Origin of the sequence: Candidatus Nitrotoga fabula (assembly GCF_905221025.1) — a bacterium.
Taxonomy (GTDB): domain Bacteria; phylum Pseudomonadota; class Gammaproteobacteria; order Burkholderiales; family Gallionellaceae; genus Nitrotoga; species Nitrotoga fabula.
In genome coordinates this window covers 30,102-50,186 of sequence record NZ_CAJNBL010000024.1, presented here as the reverse complement: position 1 = coordinate 50,186, position 20,085 = coordinate 30,102, and the positions used below count along the sequence as shown (strand labels likewise).

Genomic DNA, 20,085 nt, shown 5'->3' with positions numbered 1-20,085 from the left:
CATGGAGATATGTTCAGGCAAACAGATGGCTGCGCCTGTGCCTATGCATTTTGGGCCAGTGGCTTTGCCACATCGGTTGCCAGGTTGAAACTCTCGCCGCAACCGCACAAGTTTGCCGCATTCGGGTTATCCACTTTAAACGCCTGCTTGAGGCCTTCGGTCACAAAATCCAGACGTGAACCGTCAATATAGGGCAGGGTGGCATCATTCAGCACAACCTTTGCTCCATGAGCCTCAAAAACATGATCCCCGGCAAGTACCTCATCCGCAATATCATAGGTATAGGCATAACCGGAACAACCCACTTTCTTTACTCCTATACGAAGAGCCATCCCTTTCCCCCGCTTTGCAAGCTGGGTTGTAATCTGCTTTGCCGCATTTTCAGTCAACATAATCGCCATTATTCAACCTCCTGATAGTAGCCAAGGAAAGCCCGGAACCCGCTCAGGAGAACTCCCAGGCCAGGCTTCCTTCTGTTTTCCATGTACCGATTATTGATTATTTCACACGTATCATTCTGACCCCGTCCTGCCGGTTCTTCACCCCATACAGCGGAAAACCGCAAGCACCCGCCCGGCGCATAAGGTACCGCCGGGTTACACTGAAGCAAGAGCAGGCTTCGTAACATTCTGGCTGACAATCACCTTCTTGACTTCGGATTTAGACCTGGAAACACCATCAACCAATTGCTGGAGGCTCACACCCGACATATAGCCATACAAAGCCTCATTCAGGCCCATCCATAAATCATGTGTAATACACTGCTTCTCATCATGGCAATTCGCTTTCCCGCCACACCGGGTAGCATCCACGGATTCATCCACCGCCACGACGATATCGGCAACCGAAATTTGCGCACTTGGCCTCGCCAGACAATAACCGCCCCCAGGGCCACGCACGGCAACCACAATGTTGCGCTTGCGCAATTTCCCGAACAGCTGGTCAAGATATGATTGCGAAATCTTCTGGCGCTCACTAATACTGGACAATGTCACGGGGCCGAGGCCGCTATGCAAGGCCAGGTCAGCCATCGCCATTACCGCGAAACGTCCTTTAGTGGTAAGTCGCATGCTTTCTCCCTGAATTTACATCGTACAAATTTATGAAAATTCCTGACTATAATAATAAAATACCCAACCGATTTAGTCAACAATTCTATTCAGGTAATTAGGATCGAACTTGTCTGCCGTGGCGCGTTCTTCATCCACATTCACGCCCATCTGTTCCAACTTGTCCAAAATCAGATCGATACGCTTATCCACCACCATGCCATGCCCCAAAAGGCCGTGGATTGCCTGTGCCAGCGGGTCATTCTGGTCATTGCCAATGCCATAGGGATTAAAGCCCGGCCTTTTTGAAGCCCCATCCAGGATACGCGCAGGAATTCCGGCAGCCGTTGCTCCTGCCGGAACATTCTTCACCACGACTGCATTCGAGCCAATTTTGGCACCATCCCCAATCGTGATCGGGCCCAGAATCTTGGCGCCCGCTCCTACCACGACACCATTGCCGAGTGTGGGATGACGTTTCCCTTCCTTCCACGAGGTTCCCCCCAGAGTCACTCCGTGGTACAACGTGCAATCATCCCCGATCTCAGCAGTTTCACCAATCACCACACCCATGCCGTGATCGATAAAAAAACGCCGTCCGATGGTTGCCCCGGGATGAATCTCTATCCCTGTCAGAAAACGGCAAAGATGCGAAACAAAACGCGCCAGCCATTTCAGCCCGGCGAACCAGAGCCAATGCGCCGCCCGGTGCATCAGGCGCGCATGAAATCCCGGATAGCAGGTTATTACCTCAAATACGCTGCGCGCCGCTGGATCACGCGCAAAAACACTATCTATGTCTTCCTTGATCGTCTGAAACATTTAAATGCCCGATTTTACTTTTTCAATATCATTTCGTTTGATTCAATCACCCCATGCCGCGCATTGAAATCGGTAGTCACGGTCAAAATACCACGCAGAATGTTGATTTCTTCCTGTTCCAGCCTTGCACGCGCATATAGCCTGCGTAACTTCTGCATCAGTTTGGTCGACTGCTGCGCCCGCAGAAACCCGATTTCGGTAAGGGTGTCTTCCATGTGCCGGAAGAATCTTTCCACCTGCTCCGCAGAGGCGGGACAAACCTCAGGCAGCGCACATTCTTCCTGCCCGGATGCCAGACGCAGCTCATAGCCTATCAGCTGTACCGCTGCAGCCAGATTAAGCGACGTATACGACGGGTTGGCAGGAATACGCACCATGAACTGACACCGCGCCAACTCCTGATTGGTCAAACCGGACATTTCCGTACCAAACAGAAGTGCAACAGGCTGCCGCATTGCCTGTTGCACCAGCAGAGGCATGGCTTCTCGCGGAGCAAACACTTCCTGCGAAATATCGCGAACGCGTGCCGACATTCCCGCCACCAGGGTCACGCCCTGCAACGCCTCATCCAGAGAACTGCACACTACCGCATCACGCAACACATCAACCGCCCCAGCCGCCATTGCATCTGCCTGCCTGTCCGGGAAATGCCTGGGATTAATCAGGTACAGATCCCGCAACCCCATGGTTTTCATCGCGCGCGCCGCCGCGCCAATATTGCCCGGGTGCGTGGTATGACTTAGCACCACCCGCACATGATTTAAAATCTCTGGTTTATCCAAAGTTCAATTCACACTAAAATACGCGACCGGAAAAACCGATTGCTCTATAAAAAGGTTCGTTATGCATCCCATGCTTACCATTGCGGTGAAAGCCGCACGTCGCGCCGGCAACCTGATTCACCGTGCCGCCGACAACCTCGACCACCTCACCGTCACAAAAAAATCCCACTCCGACTACGTCAGCGAAGTGGATCGGGCAGCCGAACAGACGATTATCTCCACCTTGCTGGATGCCTACCCAAATCATGCAATTCTAGCAGAAGAGAGCGGTACCCGAGGCGAGTCGGAATTTGTCTGGATCATAGACCCGCTGGATGGCACCACCAATTTCTTGCATGGTTTTCAGCAATATGCCGTATCCATTGCATTGCAGCACAATGGCGTGTTGACCCATGCAGTGATATACGATCCCACCAAGAACGACCTGTTCACCGCCACGCGTGGCAGGGGGGCATTTATCAATGACCGGCGCCTGCGGGTAAGCAAGCGCCACGAGCTTTCCGACTGCCTGATCGGAACCGGATTCCCTTATACCAGATTCGAATATCTCGAACCCTATATGAACATTCTGCGCGATATGATGCAGAAAACGGCCGGTCTGCGCAGGCCGGGGGCAGCCGCCCTGGATCTCGCCTATACGGCTGCCGGGCGTTATGACGGGTTTTTCGAAACCGGGCTTAAACCCTGGGACATCGCTGCGGGATGTCTGCTGATTACGGAAGCGGGCGGTTTGGTAGGCGATTTGCAGGGCAACGACACCTATCTTCAAAGTGGGCATATCTGCGCCGGGAACCCAAAAATATTCGCGCAAATGCTGCAGGTCATCGCACCACACCTGACTGAAGGATTGAAATCCGGCTCCGCATGACCCGCACATGACACCTTCCGCGCAAACTGCAACCGCCCCAGCCAAGGGCCACGGGACGCGTAATTTTCCCGGAGCCCGCCCTGCCCATGGACTGCTTATGCCTCCTTTTCCAACGGACAGATGGCCCATGCAAGGCCATACCTGACATCGGGTTCGGCACGCGAAAAGATCTGGGATCATTTGTTCGCCGGGTTACCTCATTAAAATACAGGTAGCCAGCCGAATGCACATGCATACGCCCTGCCCGACCGAACAATCTGCCCGGATAGCCAAAAGGGCCACCCGGGCCTGGCAAAATGCACGGCTCAGGATGCCGCTACTATTCTGCAACAGGAACCAGGTAGCGCCTGAACCATCCCTGCGCCAGCCTGGCAACCTGTTCCAGCGCACCCGGCTCCTCAAAGAGATGGGTTGCGTCCGGAATCACCTCCAGTTTTTTTTCGGCATGCATTTTTTCCATTGCAACCTGATTAAGCCGGATAACCGGTTCATCACTCCCACCAACAATCAGCAATGTTGGCACCGTGACCCTCTGAAGCGCATTCCCCGCCAGATCTGGCCTGCCTCCACGGGAAACAATGGCACCTATTTCCCCGGGGCGATCGGCAGCCGACAGCAGCGCTGCACCAGCGCCAGTGCTTGCTCCGAAATATCCGATTTTCATTTCACTGGTAGATGGATTCTGCCTGAGCCAGTCCGTAACCAGCCCCAGCCGCTGCGCCAGCATTGGAATATCAAAACGCAAATGCCCGCTGGTGCGATCCTCCGCCTCCTCCTCTACGGACAGCAGATCCATCAGCAGGGTTGCCAACCCTGCGCGCTGCAGCTGCTCAGCCACGTAGCGATTACGCGGACTGTGCCTGCTGCTGCCGCTGCCATGCGCAAACAGCACGACTCCGCGGGCACCCGAAGGCACACTCAGATTGCCCTCCAACCAGACCAGGCCCGCGGGAATTGAAACCAGCTGTTGTTCCACATGATTCATGCCTTTCCTCCATAGAACTCAATTGCCACAAAAGAATGAAGCCGGACGCACCCTGCCCGGCAAGCACAAAGGGAATGCATGGAAAAAAAGGGTGTCCGGCCCATCCTTTCCACCACTCCGGCACAACCAGAACCTAGACCAACTGCTTTAACTGGTAAAGTTTTTCCAGCGCCTGTTTCGGGCTTAACTCATCCGGGGTAATATCGCGCAACGAAGCCAGCACAGGGTGTTCAGGGGGTTCTGGAAAATCCGGCACGGCGCTGAACAAATCCCCCTGCGGGTTCCGGGCCGCACTGTCCTGCTCCAACGCCAGCAGTTGCCTGCGCGCGCATTGAATCACGCGCGCGGGTATTCCCGCAAGGGCGGCCACCTGCAGCCCATAACTCTGGCTTGCCGCGCCTTCGCCGACACTGTGCAAAAATACAATGCTGTGCTTGTGCTCAATGGCTGCAAGATGCACATTGGCAAGCTGCGCATACTCGTCGGCTAACCGGGTCAACTCAAAGTAGTGGGTGGCAAACAGGGTGTAGCTACAATTCTGTTCCAGCAGGTGGCGGGCAATGGCATGCGCCAGCGCAAGGCCATCAAACGTGGACGTACCGCGCCCGATTTCATCCACCAGAACCAGGCTGTTTTCTGTAGCGTTGTGCAGAATGTTCGCCGCTTCCGTCATCTCGACCATGAAGGTGGAACGTCCGCTGGCCAGATCATCCGATGAGCCGATGCGGGTGAATATCTGGTCGATTTCTCCCAGCACCGCCTCATCCGCCGGCACGAAACTGCCGCAATGCGCCAGCAGGGCAATCAGCGCAACCTGACGCATATAGGTGGACTTGCCTCCCATGTTTGGGCCGGTTATCAGCAGCATCCGGCGCGTTGCACTCAGCTGGGTATTGTTGGCGATGAAATTCCCGCCCCCGACCTGTGCCTCCACCACCGGGTGACGTCCCCCACGAATATACAGCACAGGCTCTTCGCTGAACGACGGAGCGCTGAAATTCAATGCTGCCGCCCGCCCGGCAAAAGTGGCGAGCACATCCAGCTCGGCGATCGCCGCGGCCATGCGCTGCAACTGCGCAATATACGGCGCAAGCTGATCCAGCAATTGTTCATAGAGAAATTTCTCGCGCGCCAGCGCACGATCATTGGCAGACAGCGCCTTGTCCTCGAAAGCCTTGAGCTCGGGCGTAATATAGCGCTCGGCGTTTTTCAGGGTCTGGCGGCGGCGGTAATCTTCCGGCACCTTGCCGGATTGCGCGAGCGAAACCTCGATATAAAACCCGTGCACACGGTTGAACTCGACTTTCAGCGTCGATATGCCACTGCGCGCACGCTCACGCGCTTCCAGCTGCAGCAGGAACTCGCCGCAGTTGTTCTGAATGCCGCGCAGCTCATCCAGTTCCGCGTCCAGGCCTTCTGCAATCACACCGCCTTCGCGCAGCATGCTGGATGGTTCCGCGCGCAGCGTGCGCTGCAGCAACCCGGCCAGCTCTGCATCCGGCAACAAGACTGCGGCCAGATCGCCGATCCGCTGCGGAATACGGGAAAGCATCAGGACTTCATATAATTGCGGCAACTGCACCAAGGTATCACGCAGCCCGGACAAGTCGCGTGGACGGGCACTGCGCAAAGCAATGCGCGCGGTGATGCGCTCAACATCCACGCAGGATTTCAGCTTGCCCTGTATCATCTGATGCAGCGCCCCGCCGCTGGAGCTCTGCCCCGCCAGAGCGTTCCCCTCCTCCGGGCAGGCCGCTTCCAGCAACCGGGCAACGGCATCCAGCCGCGCACGCAAAACCCCGCGGTCACGCAACGGATGATGCAGCCAGTGGTGCAACAAACGGCTGCCCATATTCGTGGCACAGGTGTCCAGCAGGGAAAGCAGCGTGGGCGCGTGCTCCCCGCGCAAGGTCTGGGTGATCTCCAGATTGCGCCGCGTGGCGGCATCCATGCGCACGCAATCCTCTACAGCATACACCTGGATGGAATGCACATGACGGATTCCCTGACCCTGGGTAAGCCTTGCATACCCGAGCAGCGCGCCAGCCGCTTCCAGGCCTAGCGTATATCCCTCGCAGCCAAACCCGCTCAGGTCATGGGTGGCAAACTGCTGACACAGCAAACGCCGCGCTGCTTCCAGATCAAAATTCCAGGCGGGCAGAGTCTTGATCGCGGCCCTGCACGATGCCGGGGGGGTGGCATTTTCCTCCACAAGGATTTCGGAAACCGGCAAGCGCTCCAGTTCCGCCGCAAGCGCTTGCGCATCGGTCTCGCTGACATAAAATTTGCCTGAAGCCAGATTCATCCAGGCCATGCCTACCCTGCCGGCACGCTCATGCAATGCCAGCAGCAGGCTGTCTTTTTTTTCGTCCAGCAATGCAGAATCGGTAAGCGTACCGGGCGTGACAATCCGCACCACCTTGCGCTCCACCGGCCCCTTGCTGCTGGCAGGATCGCCAACCTGCTCGCAGATGGCAACAAATTCCCCCAGCTTTACCAGCCGCGCCAGATATTGCTCGGCGGCATGGTGCGGCACCCCGGCCATTTTGATCGGCTGGCCATTCGAGGAGCCGCGCTGCGTCAGGGTAATATCCAACAATCCGGCAACCCGCACGGCATCATCATGAAACAGCTCGTAGAAATCGCCCATGCGGTAAAAAAGCAGCATGTCAGGGTATTCCGCCTTGATGCGCAGGTATTGCTGCATCATGGGAGTATGCTTTTGAAAATTCTCGGTTTCACCCATAAAGGTCTTTATTGATGCAGGTTATATGCTTTACTGTATATATTCAAATATTCCATGAATATTGTTAGTCGGGATCGAGCATAATTTGGATGACTGGTTACTCTACGTCTTGTTGTGCTTGCGTGCTTAAATCAATCTCCACAAGCCACCGAAGAAATGCAGCACCAGAGCTAATGATATAAACAGCAAGTTGAATAGGTGGTGCTACTGGCTCTTCCTGTCCTTGCCCATGGCGATAGTAGTGAATGGAGTGAACCCAAGTAGCTAACGAATCGAACATCCCAGAGACAACTTTGGCAGCCACCTCATCCATTGTAAAAAGTGCGAGAGCTTTTTCTTTAAGCATATTTTTAACTGCATATTGATTAAGGTTGCTTGTATTAACCATTAGCTTGGTAAGTATCTCGACACTTTCGAACAAAGAGCGAACAGACGCCTTGGTATCTGGCGGAGAACTGTCGAGATATGTATATGCGGCCTCAAAAGAATGCCGCACTCCTGAATACCTTTCGGTTCCGAGCAATGATAATGTAGCAACTCTGTTACGCTCAAATTCCTCATCAACAAAGTAATGGACACCGCATTCAGCATCCAACTGATAGCCAAGTTTTTCTTCTCTGAAGCATCTTGAAACAAACTGATGCCACCTGAACGCTGATCCTCTCTGAACATAGCTTTTCATATTCTTCTCTTGTTGAAAACAACGCCATGTAAGGGTAATTAGATCAAGCAGATATTTCAGCTCAACTTCAACCAAAAAATCCTCCAAATAATACGCCAACCCGCTCCTTGAAACCTGCAAACCAGTTTCTTGACGCAAGTAGGAAACCAGCTGACTTTTCTGCTGTGAATGGTTCTGATCTAGATACACACCTAACCTTCTGCGAAAATTCTCGCTATCCTGCAACAAAGGGACTCCTTGCAAGTAAACATGTGTAAAGAGTTGCCCGACTGGAAGATCTTGTTTAGCCATTTTTATATCATCCTAGAAGCAAAGTCCTGTGATTTGACTTAAAGCACGCTGCTGGTTTTTAATTGGTTATTGCTGCCAAAAGCAAGGCTGCCATCCTTGGGTTAATAGCTTCTCCAAGCATTGTTCCTAGCTTTTCGATATCAAAGTCTCTCTCGATATAAACCTGTGAAACGACTTCCCGAAGTCCTGTCAGCACTTCGGCGGTAACATCGAATGAGATACGAGGCACTCCGGTTTTATCGGCCATTTCTTCTTCCTTGCTTGGTTACACTAGTGTCCAGCGGATAGTGAACAATGGGCCGTAAATCTGCTTCTGTTTAAACTATTTTTCTATCTTGCCTATCAGTCCGTCCCGTTGGACGTCAATCTTGTCTTGGGCGTTATATTTTCCCCAAGCCTTCCAGTATTTTTTAAAATTCTAACCAGCCATTTGAATCCTGAACGTGTCCTGTCCCGGACTTGTATCCTGTATAACCCATGTCATCATTAAAAATACTTTTTTTGTTCTGAAAAGACAGGCAAAAAACAAGGTATTGTTTCAGCCGTCTCGGGATACAAGGAAAACGAGGGTTCTCCTATGAAATATCTGCTCGCCACGAACGGCGTCAAGCATATGAAACTTAAAACAAAGCCGGTCGAAGTTAATTATTATAATGGCAGTATTATCCAGGAGACACTCCATTCCGGGTGTTATGATAATACTATGTAGTAAAATGTTTCCATGAATGAAGAACAGGCGGTACTGGATTTTTTTGCGCAGAAACAGAATTTGCCGCTGGCGCTGAGCGTTGCCAACCAGGTGGATGGGATACGCCAGGAGATGAACAACGATTTCTGGCGCTCACTATGCGAGCGTATCTCTGCAGCCGTTCCAGGCTGGCGCGTGGCGATCACCGAGGACCGGAATGCCCCGGAATGCCTGGTTGGGTTGCACCTGCAACCGGAACAGGACCAGAAAATCTATCTGCGCCCCATGATGGAGCAACAATACCTGGGCAATACCCTGCGCATCTACTATGGACTGATGTGGAGCACGGCACCTTCGGCAGAGCAGAAACAGCTATCCGCCATTCAGATACTGAGCCAGGCTTTTCAGGAATCCGGCTTCAAGAGCAATGAGAGTTTTCTGGCCTGGCAATGGTCTGCCTATTACCCGCGCGACATGGATTTTCTGCTGCGTTTTTCTACCCATGCGGATGCACTGCTGGATGAAGCAGCCAGCATGATGCTGGACCTGCTGGAAAAACAGCGGGACGCTTTGCAGCTCGCAAACCGTGCGCTGCACGAAACGACGCGCGGCCCTGCGGTTTCCGTGGTGTCCCTCGACAAGCTGCGGGCCAACCTGGAACACTGATCTGCTACCCTGGCCCGTTCTTCAAACCGGATTGGCCAGGTCGAAAAAGCAGTGCTCGACTCCGCAATGCTCGGCAAGATGGTTACCCAGGGCATGCACGCCATAACGCTCCGTGGCATGATGACCCGCTGCGATAAATGCGACCCCGGTTTCCTGCGCCAGATGCACATTTTGCTCGGATATTTCACCCGTCAGAAAAGCATCCACTCCCAACGCAACCGCCTCTTCAAAATAGCCCTGCGCCGCGCCGGTGCACCATGCAATCCGGCGTATCTGCGGATCGCCATCAGCAATCACCAGCGGGACACGCTCCAGGGTTCGATGGATTTTCCCAGTCAGTTGCGACAGGGTTTGCTGCTGCGCCAGCTCTCCGTGCCAGGCAATCTCCTGTTCGCCAAAGCGTCCATGTTCCATAAAACCCAGCAACTGCCCGAGTTGCGCATTGTTGCCCAGTTCAGCATGGGCATCCAGGGGCAGATGGTACGCCAGCAGGCTGACATCATGCTGCAGCAGGTGGGCAATGCGCCGTTTTTTTGTTCCCGTAATGGCGGCATTCTCATTGCGCCAGAAAAAACCGTGATGCACGAGAATCGCGTCCGCCTTCCAGGCAGTCGCGGCTTCCAGCAGTTTTTGCGAAGCCGTCACCCCGCTGGCAATGCGCCGGACTTCTGTTTTACCCTCCACTTGCAAACCATTCGGGCAATAGTCTCGAAAGCGGTCTGGTTCCAGAAGTCTTGCGATATAATCGCGCAAATCATTTAGCAACATGGTGTTATCTCTGGATCATTCGATACCCGATTTTACTTGAAATCCTCACGCCAAAACTTGAAATCCCTCTGTTATTGCAACCGGGACCAGTGCTACAATCACCCTGACTTTATATTTTCATTTACATTTCATGCCGTTAAGCCATCGCTTAATTCTGTCATGCAATATTTAGCCATTTCAGATGTCTAACCTGCTGAAATGTTTTCATTGCCTGACCCAGCCATATCCCCTTCCACATGCGGATATTCGCAGGAGCAATTGTCCCCGGCATATGCCCCATGCAATTTCAGGATATGCGCTCAGTCGGCTAGATTCTGAAAGGATGCCGCCATTACATGATGCGTAAGCTCTGGATCTTGTTCGCTCAAGCCACTACGATTGGCCTGGCGGTATTTTTTGTTCTCAGCACCCTGAAACCCGGGCTTCTGCCTGCAAAGGCACCAAACGGCGTCATTACCCTGCATGAAAGCGTCCAGCCGCATCCCACCCGCTCCGGAGAGCCGCCTGCTGCCGGTTTCCGCGCGGCGGCACAGAAAGTCATGCCCACGGTGGTAAATGTATTCACCAGCACTGAAATCAAGAAATCCACGCACCCGTTAATGGATGACCCGCGGTTCCGTTTCTTTTTTGGCGACGAGCTGGATAATTCACAGCAACATGGCTCTAACCTGGGTTCCGGCGTCATCATCAGCCAGAACGGTTACATTCTCACAAACAGCCATGTCGTGGAAGCGGCGGACCAGATTGAAGTGGCTTTGGCCGACGGACGCAAAACCCGGGCCCGCATTATCGGTTCCGACCCGGAATCGGATCTTGCTGTCATCAAAATTGATTTACCCGGCATCATCCCTGCCATCACTTTTGGTCATCCTGATCAGGCGCAGGTAGGCGATATCGTGCTGGCTATCGGCAACCCGTTCGGGGTAGGTCAAACGGTTACGATGGGCATAGTCAGTGCTGTTAAACGCAACCACCTGGGGCTGAATACTTTCGAGAACTTTATCCAGACCGATGCAGCAATCAACCCGGGGAATTCGGGAGGCGCGCTGGTAGATATCAACGGCAACCTGATCGGTATTAACAGCGCAATCTACTCACCCAATGGAGGCTCCCTGGGTATCGGTTTTGCCATTCCGGTCAGCACTGCAAAAAAAATTATGGAACAAATTATCCAGAATGGTTCCGTGACACGTGGGTGGATCGGTGTTGCAGTACAGGAACTCACGCCTGAGCTGGCGAAACCGGACAATATTCAGGGGATATTGATTTCAGAAGTGGTTCGCGGCGGACCGGCTGAAAAAGGTGGGGTTCGTTCTGGTGACATCCTGACCATGGTGGATAACATACAGCTGCAATCCGATTCCAGCTCCATGCTGGAAACCATTGCCAGCTTGCCTCCCGGCAAGGTAGTGATGCTGAAGCTGCTGCGTAATCAGCGAAAAGTCGTGGTACAGGTCAAGGTTGGAAAAAGACCCATACCGAAAAATCTGGAATGACCGGGGTCAATTCTGCGGGAACCCCGGTAGATTCCACGGGGAGTGCATACGCTTGACGGATTATCCATTGTTCGCTTCAACCTGAGCCGACCCTTTGCTCATTATCCCCGCCACCACTATCCCCGCTTCATACAATAACCACAGCGGTATGGCGAGCATGAACTGCGATACGACGTCCGGCGGGGTCAGAAGGGCGCCCAGAATAAACGCGCCGACCACAATGTAAGGCCGGATTTCCTTGAGCTTGGCTATGGTTACCATTTCCATTTTAACCATCACCACCACAGCTACCGGCACTTCAAAAGTCACACCGAAAGCAAGGAACATCCCCATTACAAAACTCAGGTACTTGTCGATGTCGGTCATCATTGCAACGCCCTGTGGCGCCACTCCGCTGAAAAACCCGAACACAACAGGAAACACAAGAAAATAAGCAAACGTCATACCCAAAAAGAACAAGATCACGCTGGCCGTAATAAGCGGCAACATCAGGCGTTTTTCATGCTCGTGCATCCCGGGCGCGACAAAAAGCCAGGCCTGATAGAGTAAATAGGGTAGCGAAATCAGAAATGCAACCATCATCGCCACCTTGATCGGTACAAAAAATGGCGTAATGACATCTATCGCAATCATTTGTCCGCCCTTGGGCAACTTGGCAATCAACGGTTCCGCCAGGAGCGCATAAAGATCGCTGGCCCATGGAATCAGACAAATGAATACCAGTAATAGCCCCCCGAAAGCATATAACAATCGCGTACGCAGTTCGAGCAGGTGGGAAACGAACGTTTCGTTGGTGTTATCGTCGCTAGTGCTCATTAATCAATGGGAAATTTCTTATGCTCGGCAGTAACCTGCAAACCGGGCTGCTCCGGCTGCATACTGGATGATGGGGATAAGTTCCCGGTATTATGGGTTTCTGGATGACCCGGCTGCACTGACGGGTTATTCGCCTGAGCTTGCTGATCTTTGTTTTCCTGCAATTTTCGCAGCTTCTCTTCTTCAATGCGCTGCTTTTCCTGCTCGATTCGCTTTTTGCGTGCCTCTTCCTGCTGTGCATGCAAATTACGGGTCGCCTCCTGGTACGACATGGCTACCGCTTTGTGCTCAAGCTCTTCTTTCGTAGGCTCACGGTTCAGCGGTTGCAGAACATAGTCTTTCGGATCTGCCTTGGGGAAAAGATTCTCCTGCTCAGACTGCTTGTCCAAGTTGATTTGCGACTGCTGGATAATGCCTTCCCTGACCTGCTCCACCTGCTGAGTAACAGACTGGGTAAAATCCTGTGCATGCATGTTCAGGGTTTGGGTCGCCTGGCTGACAGCTCCTTCGGCAGCCTTGTAATCACTTTGTACCTTCTCCTGCAGCTTGCGCAATTCCTCGATGGCGAAATCCCGTTCGATATCTGCCTTGACGCTACTGATATAGCGTTGTCCGCGCCCCACAAGATGCCCAAGGGTACGCGCCACCTTTGGCAGGCGCTCAGGACCAATGACAATGAAAGCGACAATCGCAATCACCATCATTTCAGAGAAATTGACGTCAAACATGGCGTTCAGGTCGGTTTATGCATTTGTCTGGCTTTTTTCTTTTATCTCGCCCTCTATGGTCTGACCACCCTGTTCCACTTTCTTGACCACTGGCTCTTGTGGTTCCGGATCGGCACGCATGCCCTCCCTGAAACCTTTCATCGCACCGCCCAGATCCGCACCCATGTTGCGCAGTTTTTTGGTACCGAAAATCAGAATGACGACCAGCAGTACAACCAACCAATGCCAAATACTGAATGAACCCATTTTACTTTCTCCTAAAAAATTAAATTGCTTTGATCCTATCCGACCACGGGGGAAACATCGTCACCAATGATATGAATATGCAAGTGAAACACTTCCTGCCCGCCGCCTTTTCCCGTATTGATCACTGTGCGAAAGCCATTGTTCAATCCCTGTTCCCTTGCCAGCCTGGGCGCCAGCACCAGCATCCTTCCAAGCAACGGGGCATGAGAATCTTCCGCTTCAAGCAGTGAATCCATATGAGTCTTTGGAATCAGCATGAAATGCACTTTCGCAGCCGGGTGAATATCATGGAAAGCCAATAATTCGCCGTCATCATACACCTTTCGGCATGGGATATCACCGCGAACTATCTTGCAAAAAATACAGTCATCCATTTTTGGCCCCTCGAACTCGGCCCAACTTCCATCATTCTATTACAGGAATCCGATAGACATATGTCCTGCTCAAAAATTCATTCCCGAAAATTGTCCGGGCTAGCGCACATCCAGACAGGTCACTCAGCGCACTCACTATAATTTTCGATTGCAATACGTATGCATCTCACGGCAGCCATTCAATTTGCCTGGCCACTGCCTGGCACAGATATTCAGCGTCAATTCACCCTTGTGAACTCACCCTTGTGAACATTATCCCTTGCGACCCGCTTTCTCGATCAGACCGGACACGCCTTCCCGACGGGCCAGCTCTTTCAGCACATCGTCTGCATTCGAGCCATGCTGGGCAAGCAATACCATGCAGTGGAACCATAAATCCGCCATTTCATAGATCAGATGCTGCCTGTCGGAGCTTTTGGCAGCCAATAGCACCTCCGTGGCTTCTTCCCCGATTTTTTTCAGGATGGCATCCTCACCTTTGCTGAACAACCGGGCAACATACGAACTTTCAACCGGCGCTCCCTTGCGGGCGATGATAATTTCTGTCAGGTTCTGCAAAATATCGTTGTTCATTGACTATGTTTCTTCCGGTACAAATCCTCCGGCGACTTCAGGACAGGTTCGATTTCCACCCATTTCTCCTGCTCCAGGCGGTTGTAGAAGCAGTGCGCTCTCCCGGTATGACAGGCAATTCCCCCTGCCTGCACCACTTTCATCAAAATGACATCCCCATCGCAATCCAGTCGAATTTCCTGCACATGCTGAATATTGCCGGATTCTTCGCCCTTGTGCCAGAGCTTTTTACGCGAGCGGGACCAGTATACCGCCTCACCCGACTGAACAGTCCGCTTGACCGCCTCACGATTCATCCATGCCATCATCAAAACGCATCCACTGTCAGCATCCTGTGCGATAACCGGTACCAGCCCTTCTTCCGACCAGCTGATCTTATTCAGCCAGAGATCACTCACAACCGCACCTCGATTCCCTGCTCTGCCATATATTGCTTGGCTTGCTGAATGGTAAATTCACCATAATGAAAGATGCTGGCCGCCAGCACTGCATCCGCACCCCCAAGGCGCACTCCATCCACCAGATGCTGCAGAGTACCTGCACCTCCGCTGGCAATCAGCGGAATTTCCAGTGCATCCGACACCATGCGGAGCAGTTGCAGATCGTATCCGATTTTACTGCCATCACGATCCATGCTGGTTAACAGAATTTCTCCCGCACCCAACGCCTGCACCTTTTCAGCCCATTCTATTACATCCAGCCCAGTAGATTTACGCCCCCCATGGGTAAAGACCTCCCAATGACCAGGCCGAACCTGTTTGGCATCGATTGCTACCACAATGCATTGCGAACCGAAACGCCCGGAAGCCTTCGCCACCAGTTGCGGATCAAGCACAGCTGACGTATTCATGCTTACTTTGTCCGCACCGGCATTGAGAAGGTTGCGCACATCCTCCACCTGACGTACGCCGCCACCTACGGTGAGCGGTATGAATACCTGTTCTGCCACCTGCTCAATAATACGAAAGAGAATCCCGCGGTCATCTGAACTGGCAGTAATATCAAGAAAAGTCAGCTCATCCGCCCCCTGTTCGTCATAACGGCGTGCGATTTCCACCGGGTCCCCTGCATCGCGCAGTTCGACAAAATGAATCCCCTTGACCACGCGCCCAGCCGTTACGTCCAGACAGGGAATGATACGTTTTGCCAGCATGTTATTTACCGGTATCCAGTGAAAAAAATGCCCATCACTATCCATGACTCGCAAGGGTTCTGTCTGAAGTTAATTTATCCGCCAGCTTTTGCGCCTCGGCAAAGTCCAAAGTATCCTCATATATCGCGCGGCCGGTTATCGCACCGGTAATGCCGCTGTCCTGCACTGCGCACAGGGCATGCACGTCATCAAGATTGGTAATGCCGCCGCTGGCAATGACCGGAACAGTCAACTCGCGGGCCAGTTCCACAGTGGCAGGAATATTTACGCCTGAAAGCATGCCATCCCGTCCAATGTCCGTATAGATAATGGCTTCAATGCCATACCCTTCAAAGCGCTTTGCCAGATCAAGCACATCATGTCCGGTTACCTTTGACCAGCCGTCGACCGCCACTTTGCCGCTGTTCGCATCCAGTCCTACCATGATATGCCCCGGGAAGGTATCGCATGCCTCATGCAGGAATCCAGGAGTCTTCACAGCTGCGGTGCCGATGATTATATAAGTTACCCCGATATCAAGATAACGCTCGATGGTTTCCAGATCACGAATTCCACCCCCTAACTGGATAGGCACGTCCAGCCCAACCGCTTCCACTATATTGCGGATCGCCGGCTCGTTCTTGGGCTTTCCGGCAAACGCACCATTCAAATCGACCAGATGCAAGCGGCGAGCGCCCTGTTCGACCCAATGCAGCGCCATTGCCGCTGGATCTTCGGAAAACACAGTAGCATCTTCCATCAACCCCTGGCGAAGGCGTACGCAATGTCCATCTTTTAAATCAATCGCGGGAATAATCAACATGGCAGCATATAAACAATGTAAAAACAAAAATTAAACTGGCGCCCAGTTCACAAAATTTTCCAGTAGCTTCAACCCGGCATGCTGACTCTTTTCCGGATGGAACTGAACCGCAAATATATTTTCTCTCCCTACCGCGCAAACAAAAGGCCGAGGATAACAGCTGGTGGCCTGAACAAGCTGCTCATCCATGGGACATACATAATAACTATGTACGAAATAAAAACGAGAATTCTGATCTATGCCATCCCATAAGGGATGGTTTCCATAAAGCACCTGATTCCATCCCATATGCGGCACTTTAAGTTTATTGTTCTGTGAATCGACCAGGTTTTCGCCAAAGCGCACCACCCTGCCTGGCAGAATGGCTAATCCAGGGACATCGCCCTCTTCACTATGCTCGAACAACATTTGCAGGCCGATACAGATACCCAGGAAAGGTTTGGTTCGGGCAGCATTCAGCACCGTTTCACGCAGTCCGCGCTCTTCCAGCTCGCGGATGCAATCTGGCATTGCTCCCTGTCCAGGGAAAACTACGCGCCCAGCCTGGCGAACCTCCTGCGGATCACTGGTAACCACAATTGAAGCGTTGGGCGCAACGGTGTGCAAGGCCTGATGCACTGAACGCAGGTTACCCATGCCGTAATCTATGATTGCGATATCTGCCATGACGCTATTCGTGGAATATTACGTATCCAGGCAATGAATGACTGCGTAATGCTGGCTGCCCTGCTAATTTCTCGCGATCAGTCGCACGCATCCTCCAGCTGCATTGAATGCATTGTCCCATTTCAATATTGTTTTTCAAAGCCATGGAAAAACTTATAAAACACCCTTGGTAGAAGGCATCATTCCTTCCATGCGCGGGTCGATCTCAAGAGCCATGCGCAGGGCACGGCCAAAAGCCTTGAATACTGTCTCCGCCTGATGATGAGCATTTTTCCCCACCAGATTATCAATGTGTAATGTCACCAGCGCATGATTGACAAAACCTTGAAAAAACTCATGAATCAGGTCAACATCAAAATCACCGATACTGGCGCGCGTAAAATTTACATTAAATTCAAGACCTGGGCGTCCTGAGATATCCAGGACCACGCGCGACAACGCTTCATCCAATGGCACATAGGCATGACCATAACGTCGCAATCCATTTTTATCCTCCACCGCCTGATTGAACGCCTGGCCAAGAGCGATGCCGATATCTTCGACTGTGTGATGTGCATCAATGTGCAGATCCCCCCTGGCGACAATGTCCAGATCAACCATGCCATGACGCGCGACCTGGTCAAGCATATGCTCCAGGAACGGCAATCCGGTATCAAATCTGGCCTTTCCGCTTCCATCCAAATCCAGTTGTATCGTAATCTGGGTTTCGAGGGTATTACGTGTTACCTGCGAACTACGCATGATTTTCCCTAACGGATAACCTAAACAAATTGATGAATACTTTCCTGCAGCGCCCGAATGAACATCTCATTCTCTTGCTGGGTGCCCACTGTTACACGCAGGCAGTCCAGCAATAGCGGATGGGAATTACTCAAATTCTTGATTAGCACGCCACGATCCTTCAAACCCTTAAAAACCTGATCTGCGTGCATCACACGGAACAATATAAAGTTGGCATCACTAGCATAGGGCCGCACATCCGCCAAGCCGACCAGGCGATCATATAACCAGGCGCGATCATGTTTGATCTGTTCAGCCTGGCGCAAAAGTACATCATGATGCTGCAATAATTTTTGAGCCACATACTGTGTAAGCATGTTCACATTATACGGCAATCGAAGCTTCTCCAGCTGCCCAAGCCATGCCTTACTGCCCGCGATAAACCCCAAGCGCAGGCCAGCCATTCCCAGCTTGGAGAAAGTACGCATCACCAGCAGATTTGGATAACGCGACAACATTGGCATGAAACTGGCATCAGCAAATGCATGATAGGCTTCATCTACCACCACCAGCCCGGGAGCAGATTCTATTATCCGGGATATTGCCTCCGCATCAAAGAGGTTTCCACTTGGATTATTAGGGTAAGACAGGAATATGAGCGCCGGCTGATGTTGTCGCATGGCGGTCAGCACCGCGGACAGATCCAATGTAAAATCATCCGTCAATGGCACTCCGACATATCGTAGTCCCGTGAAAGCTGCAATCATCCGGTACATCACAAATGACGGTTCAACGCTCAGCAAAGTGGCTCCTGGCTTCGCAACCGCCAGTGCCAGCAATTGAATGATCTCATCCGATCCATTTCCAAGCAATATACCCATATCCTGATCCAGGTCAGTCACGGCGCGAATACTTTCCTTCAATCTGCCGGCGTCCGCATCTGGATACCGATTGATTGAAGCTTCTGCCACTATATGAGCAATTTCCTCCCGCAAGGACTGTGGTAATAAATACGGGTTTTCCATTGCGTCGAGCTTGGCCATGCCGAAGCTGTCCGGAACAGAATACGCCATCAGATCAAGGACTTCTCGACGAAACAATTGATCAGGAGTTACAGTGGAACTGGTAGCAGACATGAAATCTCAATACGTTAAGACTGGATCATTTTATCCCATTCAAATCCTATTCTGGTAGATTTTGCACAACGTGATTGCAAATCCTGCAAGAATTCATGCACCCCGCCAGAATTCTATCCTTCCCGGATGATTGCGAGCGGTCTGTCCAGCTGCTTTAACAACTCTGAGATACAAATAACAACACACAAGGTAACCAATGGTTTGATGCAGAAAAGGGCTTGACCTGCCAGTCTTCTTTCCATGTTAAAGATTGCTCCGGCCAAGAAACCATAGAGCTGACCCCGACTGCAGATAACGAATCAATCCAGACAACATTGAATGACAACAATAATTTAGGCTGCACGATTGATGGTATTTTGACAAATACCTCAAAATACACCGCAAACAACAAACAATTGCCAAAGCCTGAGGGCTTTCGTATAATATATTTTTATTTTTGCAAGAGAAAGAATTGCCATGGCAAATACTGCACAAGCTAGAAAACGCGCACGGCAGGCGGATAAACAGCGCGAACATAATGCAAGTCTGCGCTCCGAACTGCGCACTGCAATCAAAAAAGTGGCAAAAGCCATTGAGTCTGGAGACAAAGCCGTGGCACGAGCCGTTTTCATCGAATCCACCAGCACAGTTGATTCCATTGCCGACAAAAAAATCATTCACAAAAACAAAGCAGCCCGACACAAGAGTCGCCTGTCCGCAGCAATCAAGGCAATGGCCTGATCTAAAAACCAGTACTTCCGTAAGGCCAACAGCTTACGCTGTTGGCCTTACTTTTTTCAATAAGCAGATATTTTTCTTTCGGGCCTTTTGAACCAAAGTCCTTCGGGCATGCATACAACAGAATTTATGGCATAAACCGGCATACTGGAACGATGCCCGTTATATCCGCATTCCCAACCCACAGATTAACCCCGTACATACCGCCCGGTCTGGAAAAACCTGACTGTCACTCCCAACCGCAGCAACCAGATTCAATATACGAAACCAGTAGATATACAAATTCGGCATTCTGATCAATGTAATTAATA

General features: G+C 51.9%; 24 protein-coding genes. 4 read left to right on the top strand and 20 right to left on the bottom strand.

Features of this window, described 5'->3' with window-relative positions; genetic code table 11:
* Nucleotides 1-41: 41 nt before the first annotated feature.
* The 4 genes from KJA68_RS06345 to KJA68_RS06330 form a co-directional block, all read right to left on the bottom strand.
* Nucleotides 42-401 carry a HesB/IscA family protein gene (locus KJA68_RS06345; RefSeq protein WP_213036103.1) on the bottom strand — a complete coding sequence of 120 codons (360 nt, stop codon included), beginning with the start codon at nt 399-401 and terminating at the stop codon, nt 42-44.
* 195 nt (nt 402-596) lie between these two features.
* Nucleotides 597-1,070, bottom strand: coding sequence for an Rrf2 family transcriptional regulator (locus tag KJA68_RS06340; protein ID WP_213036102.1), 474 nt, complete (start codon nt 1,068-1,070; stop codon nt 597-599).
* 72 nt (nt 1,071-1,142) lie between these two features.
* Nucleotides 1,143-1,871, bottom strand: a complete 729-nt coding sequence (cysE, locus tag KJA68_RS06335; protein ID WP_213036101.1) for a serine O-acetyltransferase — start codon at nt 1,869-1,871, stop codon at nt 1,143-1,145.
* 14 nt (nt 1,872-1,885) lie between these two features.
* Nucleotides 1,886-2,626, bottom strand: coding sequence for an RNA methyltransferase (locus KJA68_RS06330; RefSeq protein ID WP_320412112.1), 741 nt, complete (start codon nt 2,624-2,626; stop codon nt 1,886-1,888).
* A gap of 88 nt (nt 2,627-2,714) precedes the next feature.
* Here KJA68_RS06330 and KJA68_RS06325 point away from each other — a divergent pair, with 88 nt between their 5' ends.
* Nucleotides 2,715-3,521, top strand: a complete 807-nt coding sequence (locus KJA68_RS06325; protein ID WP_213036099.1) for an inositol monophosphatase family protein — start codon at nt 2,715-2,717, stop codon at nt 3,519-3,521.
* 319 nt (nt 3,522-3,840) lie between these two features.
* Here KJA68_RS06325 and KJA68_RS06320 read toward each other — a convergent pair whose 3' ends face one another.
* The 4 genes from KJA68_RS06320 to KJA68_RS06305 form a co-directional block, all read right to left on the bottom strand.
* On the bottom strand, nt 3,841-4,506 hold the full coding sequence (locus KJA68_RS06320) for a dienelactone hydrolase family protein (protein WP_213036098.1): 666 nt from the start codon (nt 4,504-4,506) through the stop codon (nt 3,841-3,843).
* A 133-nt stretch (nt 4,507-4,639) separates the two neighbouring features.
* Nucleotides 4,640-7,252, bottom strand: a complete 2,613-nt coding sequence (gene mutS, locus KJA68_RS06315) for a DNA mismatch repair protein MutS (RefSeq protein ID WP_420887629.1) — start codon at nt 7,250-7,252, stop codon at nt 4,640-4,642.
* A gap of 97 nt (nt 7,253-7,349) precedes the next feature.
* Nucleotides 7,350-8,225 (bottom strand): hypothetical protein, encoded by an 876-nt coding sequence (locus tag KJA68_RS06310; RefSeq protein ID WP_213036096.1) that lies wholly within the window; start codon nt 8,223-8,225, stop codon nt 7,350-7,352.
* A gap of 58 nt (nt 8,226-8,283) precedes the next feature.
* Nucleotides 8,284-8,472 (bottom strand): hypothetical protein, encoded by a 189-nt coding sequence (locus KJA68_RS06305; protein WP_213036095.1) that lies wholly within the window; start codon nt 8,470-8,472, stop codon nt 8,284-8,286.
* 474 nt (nt 8,473-8,946) lie between these two features.
* Here KJA68_RS06305 and KJA68_RS06300 point away from each other — a divergent pair, with 474 nt between their 5' ends.
* On the top strand, nt 8,947-9,579 hold the full coding sequence (locus KJA68_RS06300; RefSeq protein ID WP_213036094.1) for a hypothetical protein: 633 nt from the start codon (nt 8,947-8,949) through the stop codon (nt 9,577-9,579).
* A 21-nt stretch (nt 9,580-9,600) separates the two neighbouring features.
* Here KJA68_RS06300 and KJA68_RS06295 read toward each other — a convergent pair whose 3' ends face one another.
* Nucleotides 9,601-10,347, bottom strand: coding sequence for a Nif3-like dinuclear metal center hexameric protein (locus KJA68_RS06295; RefSeq protein ID WP_213036093.1), 747 nt, complete (start codon nt 10,345-10,347; stop codon nt 9,601-9,603).
* A gap of 338 nt (nt 10,348-10,685) precedes the next feature.
* Here KJA68_RS06295 and KJA68_RS06290 point away from each other — a divergent pair, with 338 nt between their 5' ends.
* Nucleotides 10,686-11,843 carry a trypsin-like peptidase domain-containing protein gene (locus KJA68_RS06290; protein WP_213036138.1) on the top strand — a complete coding sequence of 386 codons (1,158 nt, stop codon included), beginning with the start codon at nt 10,686-10,688 and terminating at the stop codon, nt 11,841-11,843.
* A gap of 60 nt (nt 11,844-11,903) precedes the next feature.
* On the opposite strand, the gene tatC is transcribed toward KJA68_RS06290, so the two are convergent.
* The 11 genes from tatC to hisC form a co-directional block, all read right to left on the bottom strand.
* Nucleotides 11,904-12,659, bottom strand: coding sequence for a twin-arginine translocase subunit TatC (gene tatC, locus KJA68_RS06285; RefSeq protein ID WP_213036092.1), 756 nt, complete (start codon nt 12,657-12,659; stop codon nt 11,904-11,906).
* Nucleotides 12,659-13,387, bottom strand: coding sequence for a Sec-independent protein translocase protein TatB (tatB, locus tag KJA68_RS06280; protein ID WP_213036091.1), 729 nt, complete (start codon nt 13,385-13,387; stop codon nt 12,659-12,661). The genes tatC and tatB overlap by 1 nt, the downstream gene beginning before the upstream one ends.
* Before the next feature lie 15 nt (nt 13,388-13,402).
* Nucleotides 13,403-13,633: a Sec-independent protein translocase subunit TatA gene (tatA, locus tag KJA68_RS06275; protein WP_213036090.1), complete on the bottom strand. Its 231-nt coding sequence runs from the start codon at nt 13,631-13,633 to the stop codon at nt 13,403-13,405.
* Between the two features lie 35 nt (nt 13,634-13,668).
* Nucleotides 13,669-14,007, bottom strand: coding sequence for a histidine triad nucleotide-binding protein (locus KJA68_RS06270; protein ID WP_213036089.1), 339 nt, complete (start codon nt 14,005-14,007; stop codon nt 13,669-13,671).
* Between the two features lie 252 nt (nt 14,008-14,259).
* Nucleotides 14,260-14,580 carry a phosphoribosyl-ATP diphosphatase gene (locus KJA68_RS06265; protein WP_213036088.1) on the bottom strand — a complete coding sequence of 107 codons (321 nt, stop codon included), beginning with the start codon at nt 14,578-14,580 and terminating at the stop codon, nt 14,260-14,262.
* Nucleotides 14,577-14,978 (bottom strand): phosphoribosyl-AMP cyclohydrolase, encoded by a 402-nt coding sequence (hisI, locus tag KJA68_RS06260; RefSeq protein ID WP_213036087.1) that lies wholly within the window; start codon nt 14,976-14,978, stop codon nt 14,577-14,579. The genes KJA68_RS06265 and hisI overlap by 4 nt, the downstream gene beginning before the upstream one ends.
* Nucleotides 14,975-15,733 carry an imidazole glycerol phosphate synthase subunit HisF gene (gene hisF / locus KJA68_RS06255; RefSeq protein WP_213036086.1) on the bottom strand — a complete coding sequence of 253 codons (759 nt, stop codon included), beginning with the start codon at nt 15,731-15,733 and terminating at the stop codon, nt 14,975-14,977. The genes hisI and hisF overlap by 4 nt, the downstream gene beginning before the upstream one ends.
* A 37-nt stretch (nt 15,734-15,770) precedes the next feature.
* Nucleotides 15,771-16,535, bottom strand: a complete 765-nt coding sequence (hisA, locus tag KJA68_RS06250; RefSeq protein ID WP_213036085.1) for a 1-(5-phosphoribosyl)-5-[(5-phosphoribosylamino)methylideneamino]imidazole-4-carboxamide isomerase — start codon at nt 16,533-16,535, stop codon at nt 15,771-15,773.
* Between the two features lie 30 nt (nt 16,536-16,565).
* A complete protein-coding gene (hisH, locus tag KJA68_RS06245; protein WP_213036084.1) occupies nt 16,566-17,201 on the bottom strand; it encodes an imidazole glycerol phosphate synthase subunit HisH in 636 nt (211 codons plus the stop codon).
* Between the two features lie 153 nt (nt 17,202-17,354).
* On the bottom strand, nt 17,355-17,942 hold the full coding sequence (gene hisB, locus KJA68_RS06240; protein ID WP_213036083.1) for an imidazoleglycerol-phosphate dehydratase HisB: 588 nt from the start codon (nt 17,940-17,942) through the stop codon (nt 17,355-17,357).
* Between the two features lie 20 nt (nt 17,943-17,962).
* Complete coding sequence (gene hisC, locus KJA68_RS06235; RefSeq protein ID WP_213036082.1) at nt 17,963-19,057, bottom strand: histidinol-phosphate transaminase; 1,095 nt, start codon at nt 19,055-19,057, stop codon at nt 17,963-17,965.
* 456 nt (nt 19,058-19,513) lie between these two features.
* On the opposite strand from hisC, the gene rpsT reads away from it, so the two are divergent.
* Nucleotides 19,514-19,777 (top strand): 30S ribosomal protein S20, encoded by a 264-nt coding sequence (gene rpsT, locus KJA68_RS06230; protein WP_213036081.1) that lies wholly within the window; start codon nt 19,514-19,516, stop codon nt 19,775-19,777.
* Nucleotides 19,778-20,085: the final 308 nt, after the last annotated feature.

What these genes read in the sequence shown, in the direction of transcription:
- KJA68_RS06345 (WP_213036103.1), bottom strand. Translation starts at nt 401, where the DNA reads ATGGCGATTATGTTGACTGAAAATGCGGCAAAGCAGATTACAACCCAG.
- KJA68_RS06340 (WP_213036102.1), bottom strand. Translation starts at nt 1,070, where the DNA reads ATGCGACTTACCACTAAAGGACGTTTCGCGGTAATGGCGATGGCTGAC.
- cysE (WP_213036101.1), bottom strand. Translation starts at nt 1,871, where the DNA reads ATGTTTCAGACGATCAAGGAAGACATAGATAGTGTTTTTGCGCGTGAT.
- KJA68_RS06325 (WP_213036099.1), top strand. Translation starts at nt 2,715, where the DNA reads ATGCATCCCATGCTTACCATTGCGGTGAAAGCCGCACGTCGCGCCGGC.
- KJA68_RS06320 (WP_213036098.1), bottom strand. Translation starts at nt 4,506, where the DNA reads ATGAATCATGTGGAACAACAGCTGGTTTCAATTCCCGCGGGCCTGGTC.
- mutS (WP_420887629.1), bottom strand. Translation starts at nt 7,252, where the DNA reads ATGGGTGAAACCGAGAATTTTCAAAAGCATACTCCCATGATGCAGCAA.
- KJA68_RS06310 (WP_213036096.1), bottom strand. Translation starts at nt 8,225, where the DNA reads ATGGCTAAACAAGATCTTCCAGTCGGGCAACTCTTTACACATGTTTAC.
- KJA68_RS06305 (WP_213036095.1), bottom strand. Translation starts at nt 8,472, where the DNA reads ATGGCCGATAAAACCGGAGTGCCTCGTATCTCATTCGATGTTACCGCC.
- KJA68_RS06300 (WP_213036094.1), top strand. Translation starts at nt 8,947, where the DNA reads ATGAATGAAGAACAGGCGGTACTGGATTTTTTTGCGCAGAAACAGAAT.
- KJA68_RS06295 (WP_213036093.1), bottom strand. Translation starts at nt 10,347, where the DNA reads ATGTTGCTAAATGATTTGCGCGATTATATCGCAAGACTTCTGGAACCA.
- KJA68_RS06290 (WP_213036138.1), top strand. Translation starts at nt 10,686, where the DNA reads ATGCGTAAGCTCTGGATCTTGTTCGCTCAAGCCACTACGATTGGCCTG.
- tatC (WP_213036092.1), bottom strand. Translation starts at nt 12,659, where the DNA reads ATGAGCACTAGCGACGATAACACCAACGAAACGTTCGTTTCCCACCTG.
- tatB (WP_213036091.1), bottom strand. Translation starts at nt 13,387, where the DNA reads ATGTTTGACGTCAATTTCTCTGAAATGATGGTGATTGCGATTGTCGCT.
- tatA (WP_213036090.1), bottom strand. Translation starts at nt 13,633, where the DNA reads ATGGGTTCATTCAGTATTTGGCATTGGTTGGTTGTACTGCTGGTCGTC.
- KJA68_RS06270 (WP_213036089.1), bottom strand. Translation starts at nt 14,007, where the DNA reads ATGGATGACTGTATTTTTTGCAAGATAGTTCGCGGTGATATCCCATGC.
- KJA68_RS06265 (WP_213036088.1), bottom strand. Translation starts at nt 14,580, where the DNA reads ATGAACAACGATATTTTGCAGAACCTGACAGAAATTATCATCGCCCGC.
- hisF (WP_213036086.1), bottom strand. Translation starts at nt 15,733, where the DNA reads ATGCTGGCAAAACGTATCATTCCCTGTCTGGACGTAACGGCTGGGCGC.
- hisA (WP_213036085.1), bottom strand. Translation starts at nt 16,535, where the DNA reads ATGTTGATTATTCCCGCGATTGATTTAAAAGATGGACATTGCGTACGC.
- hisH (WP_213036084.1), bottom strand. Translation starts at nt 17,201, where the DNA reads ATGGCAGATATCGCAATCATAGATTACGGCATGGGTAACCTGCGTTCA.
- hisB (WP_213036083.1), bottom strand. Translation starts at nt 17,942, where the DNA reads ATGCGTAGTTCGCAGGTAACACGTAATACCCTCGAAACCCAGATTACG.
- hisC (WP_213036082.1), bottom strand. Translation starts at nt 19,057, where the DNA reads ATGTCTGCTACCAGTTCCACTGTAACTCCTGATCAATTGTTTCGTCGA.
- rpsT (WP_213036081.1), top strand. Translation starts at nt 19,514, where the DNA reads ATGGCAAATACTGCACAAGCTAGAAAACGCGCACGGCAGGCGGATAAA.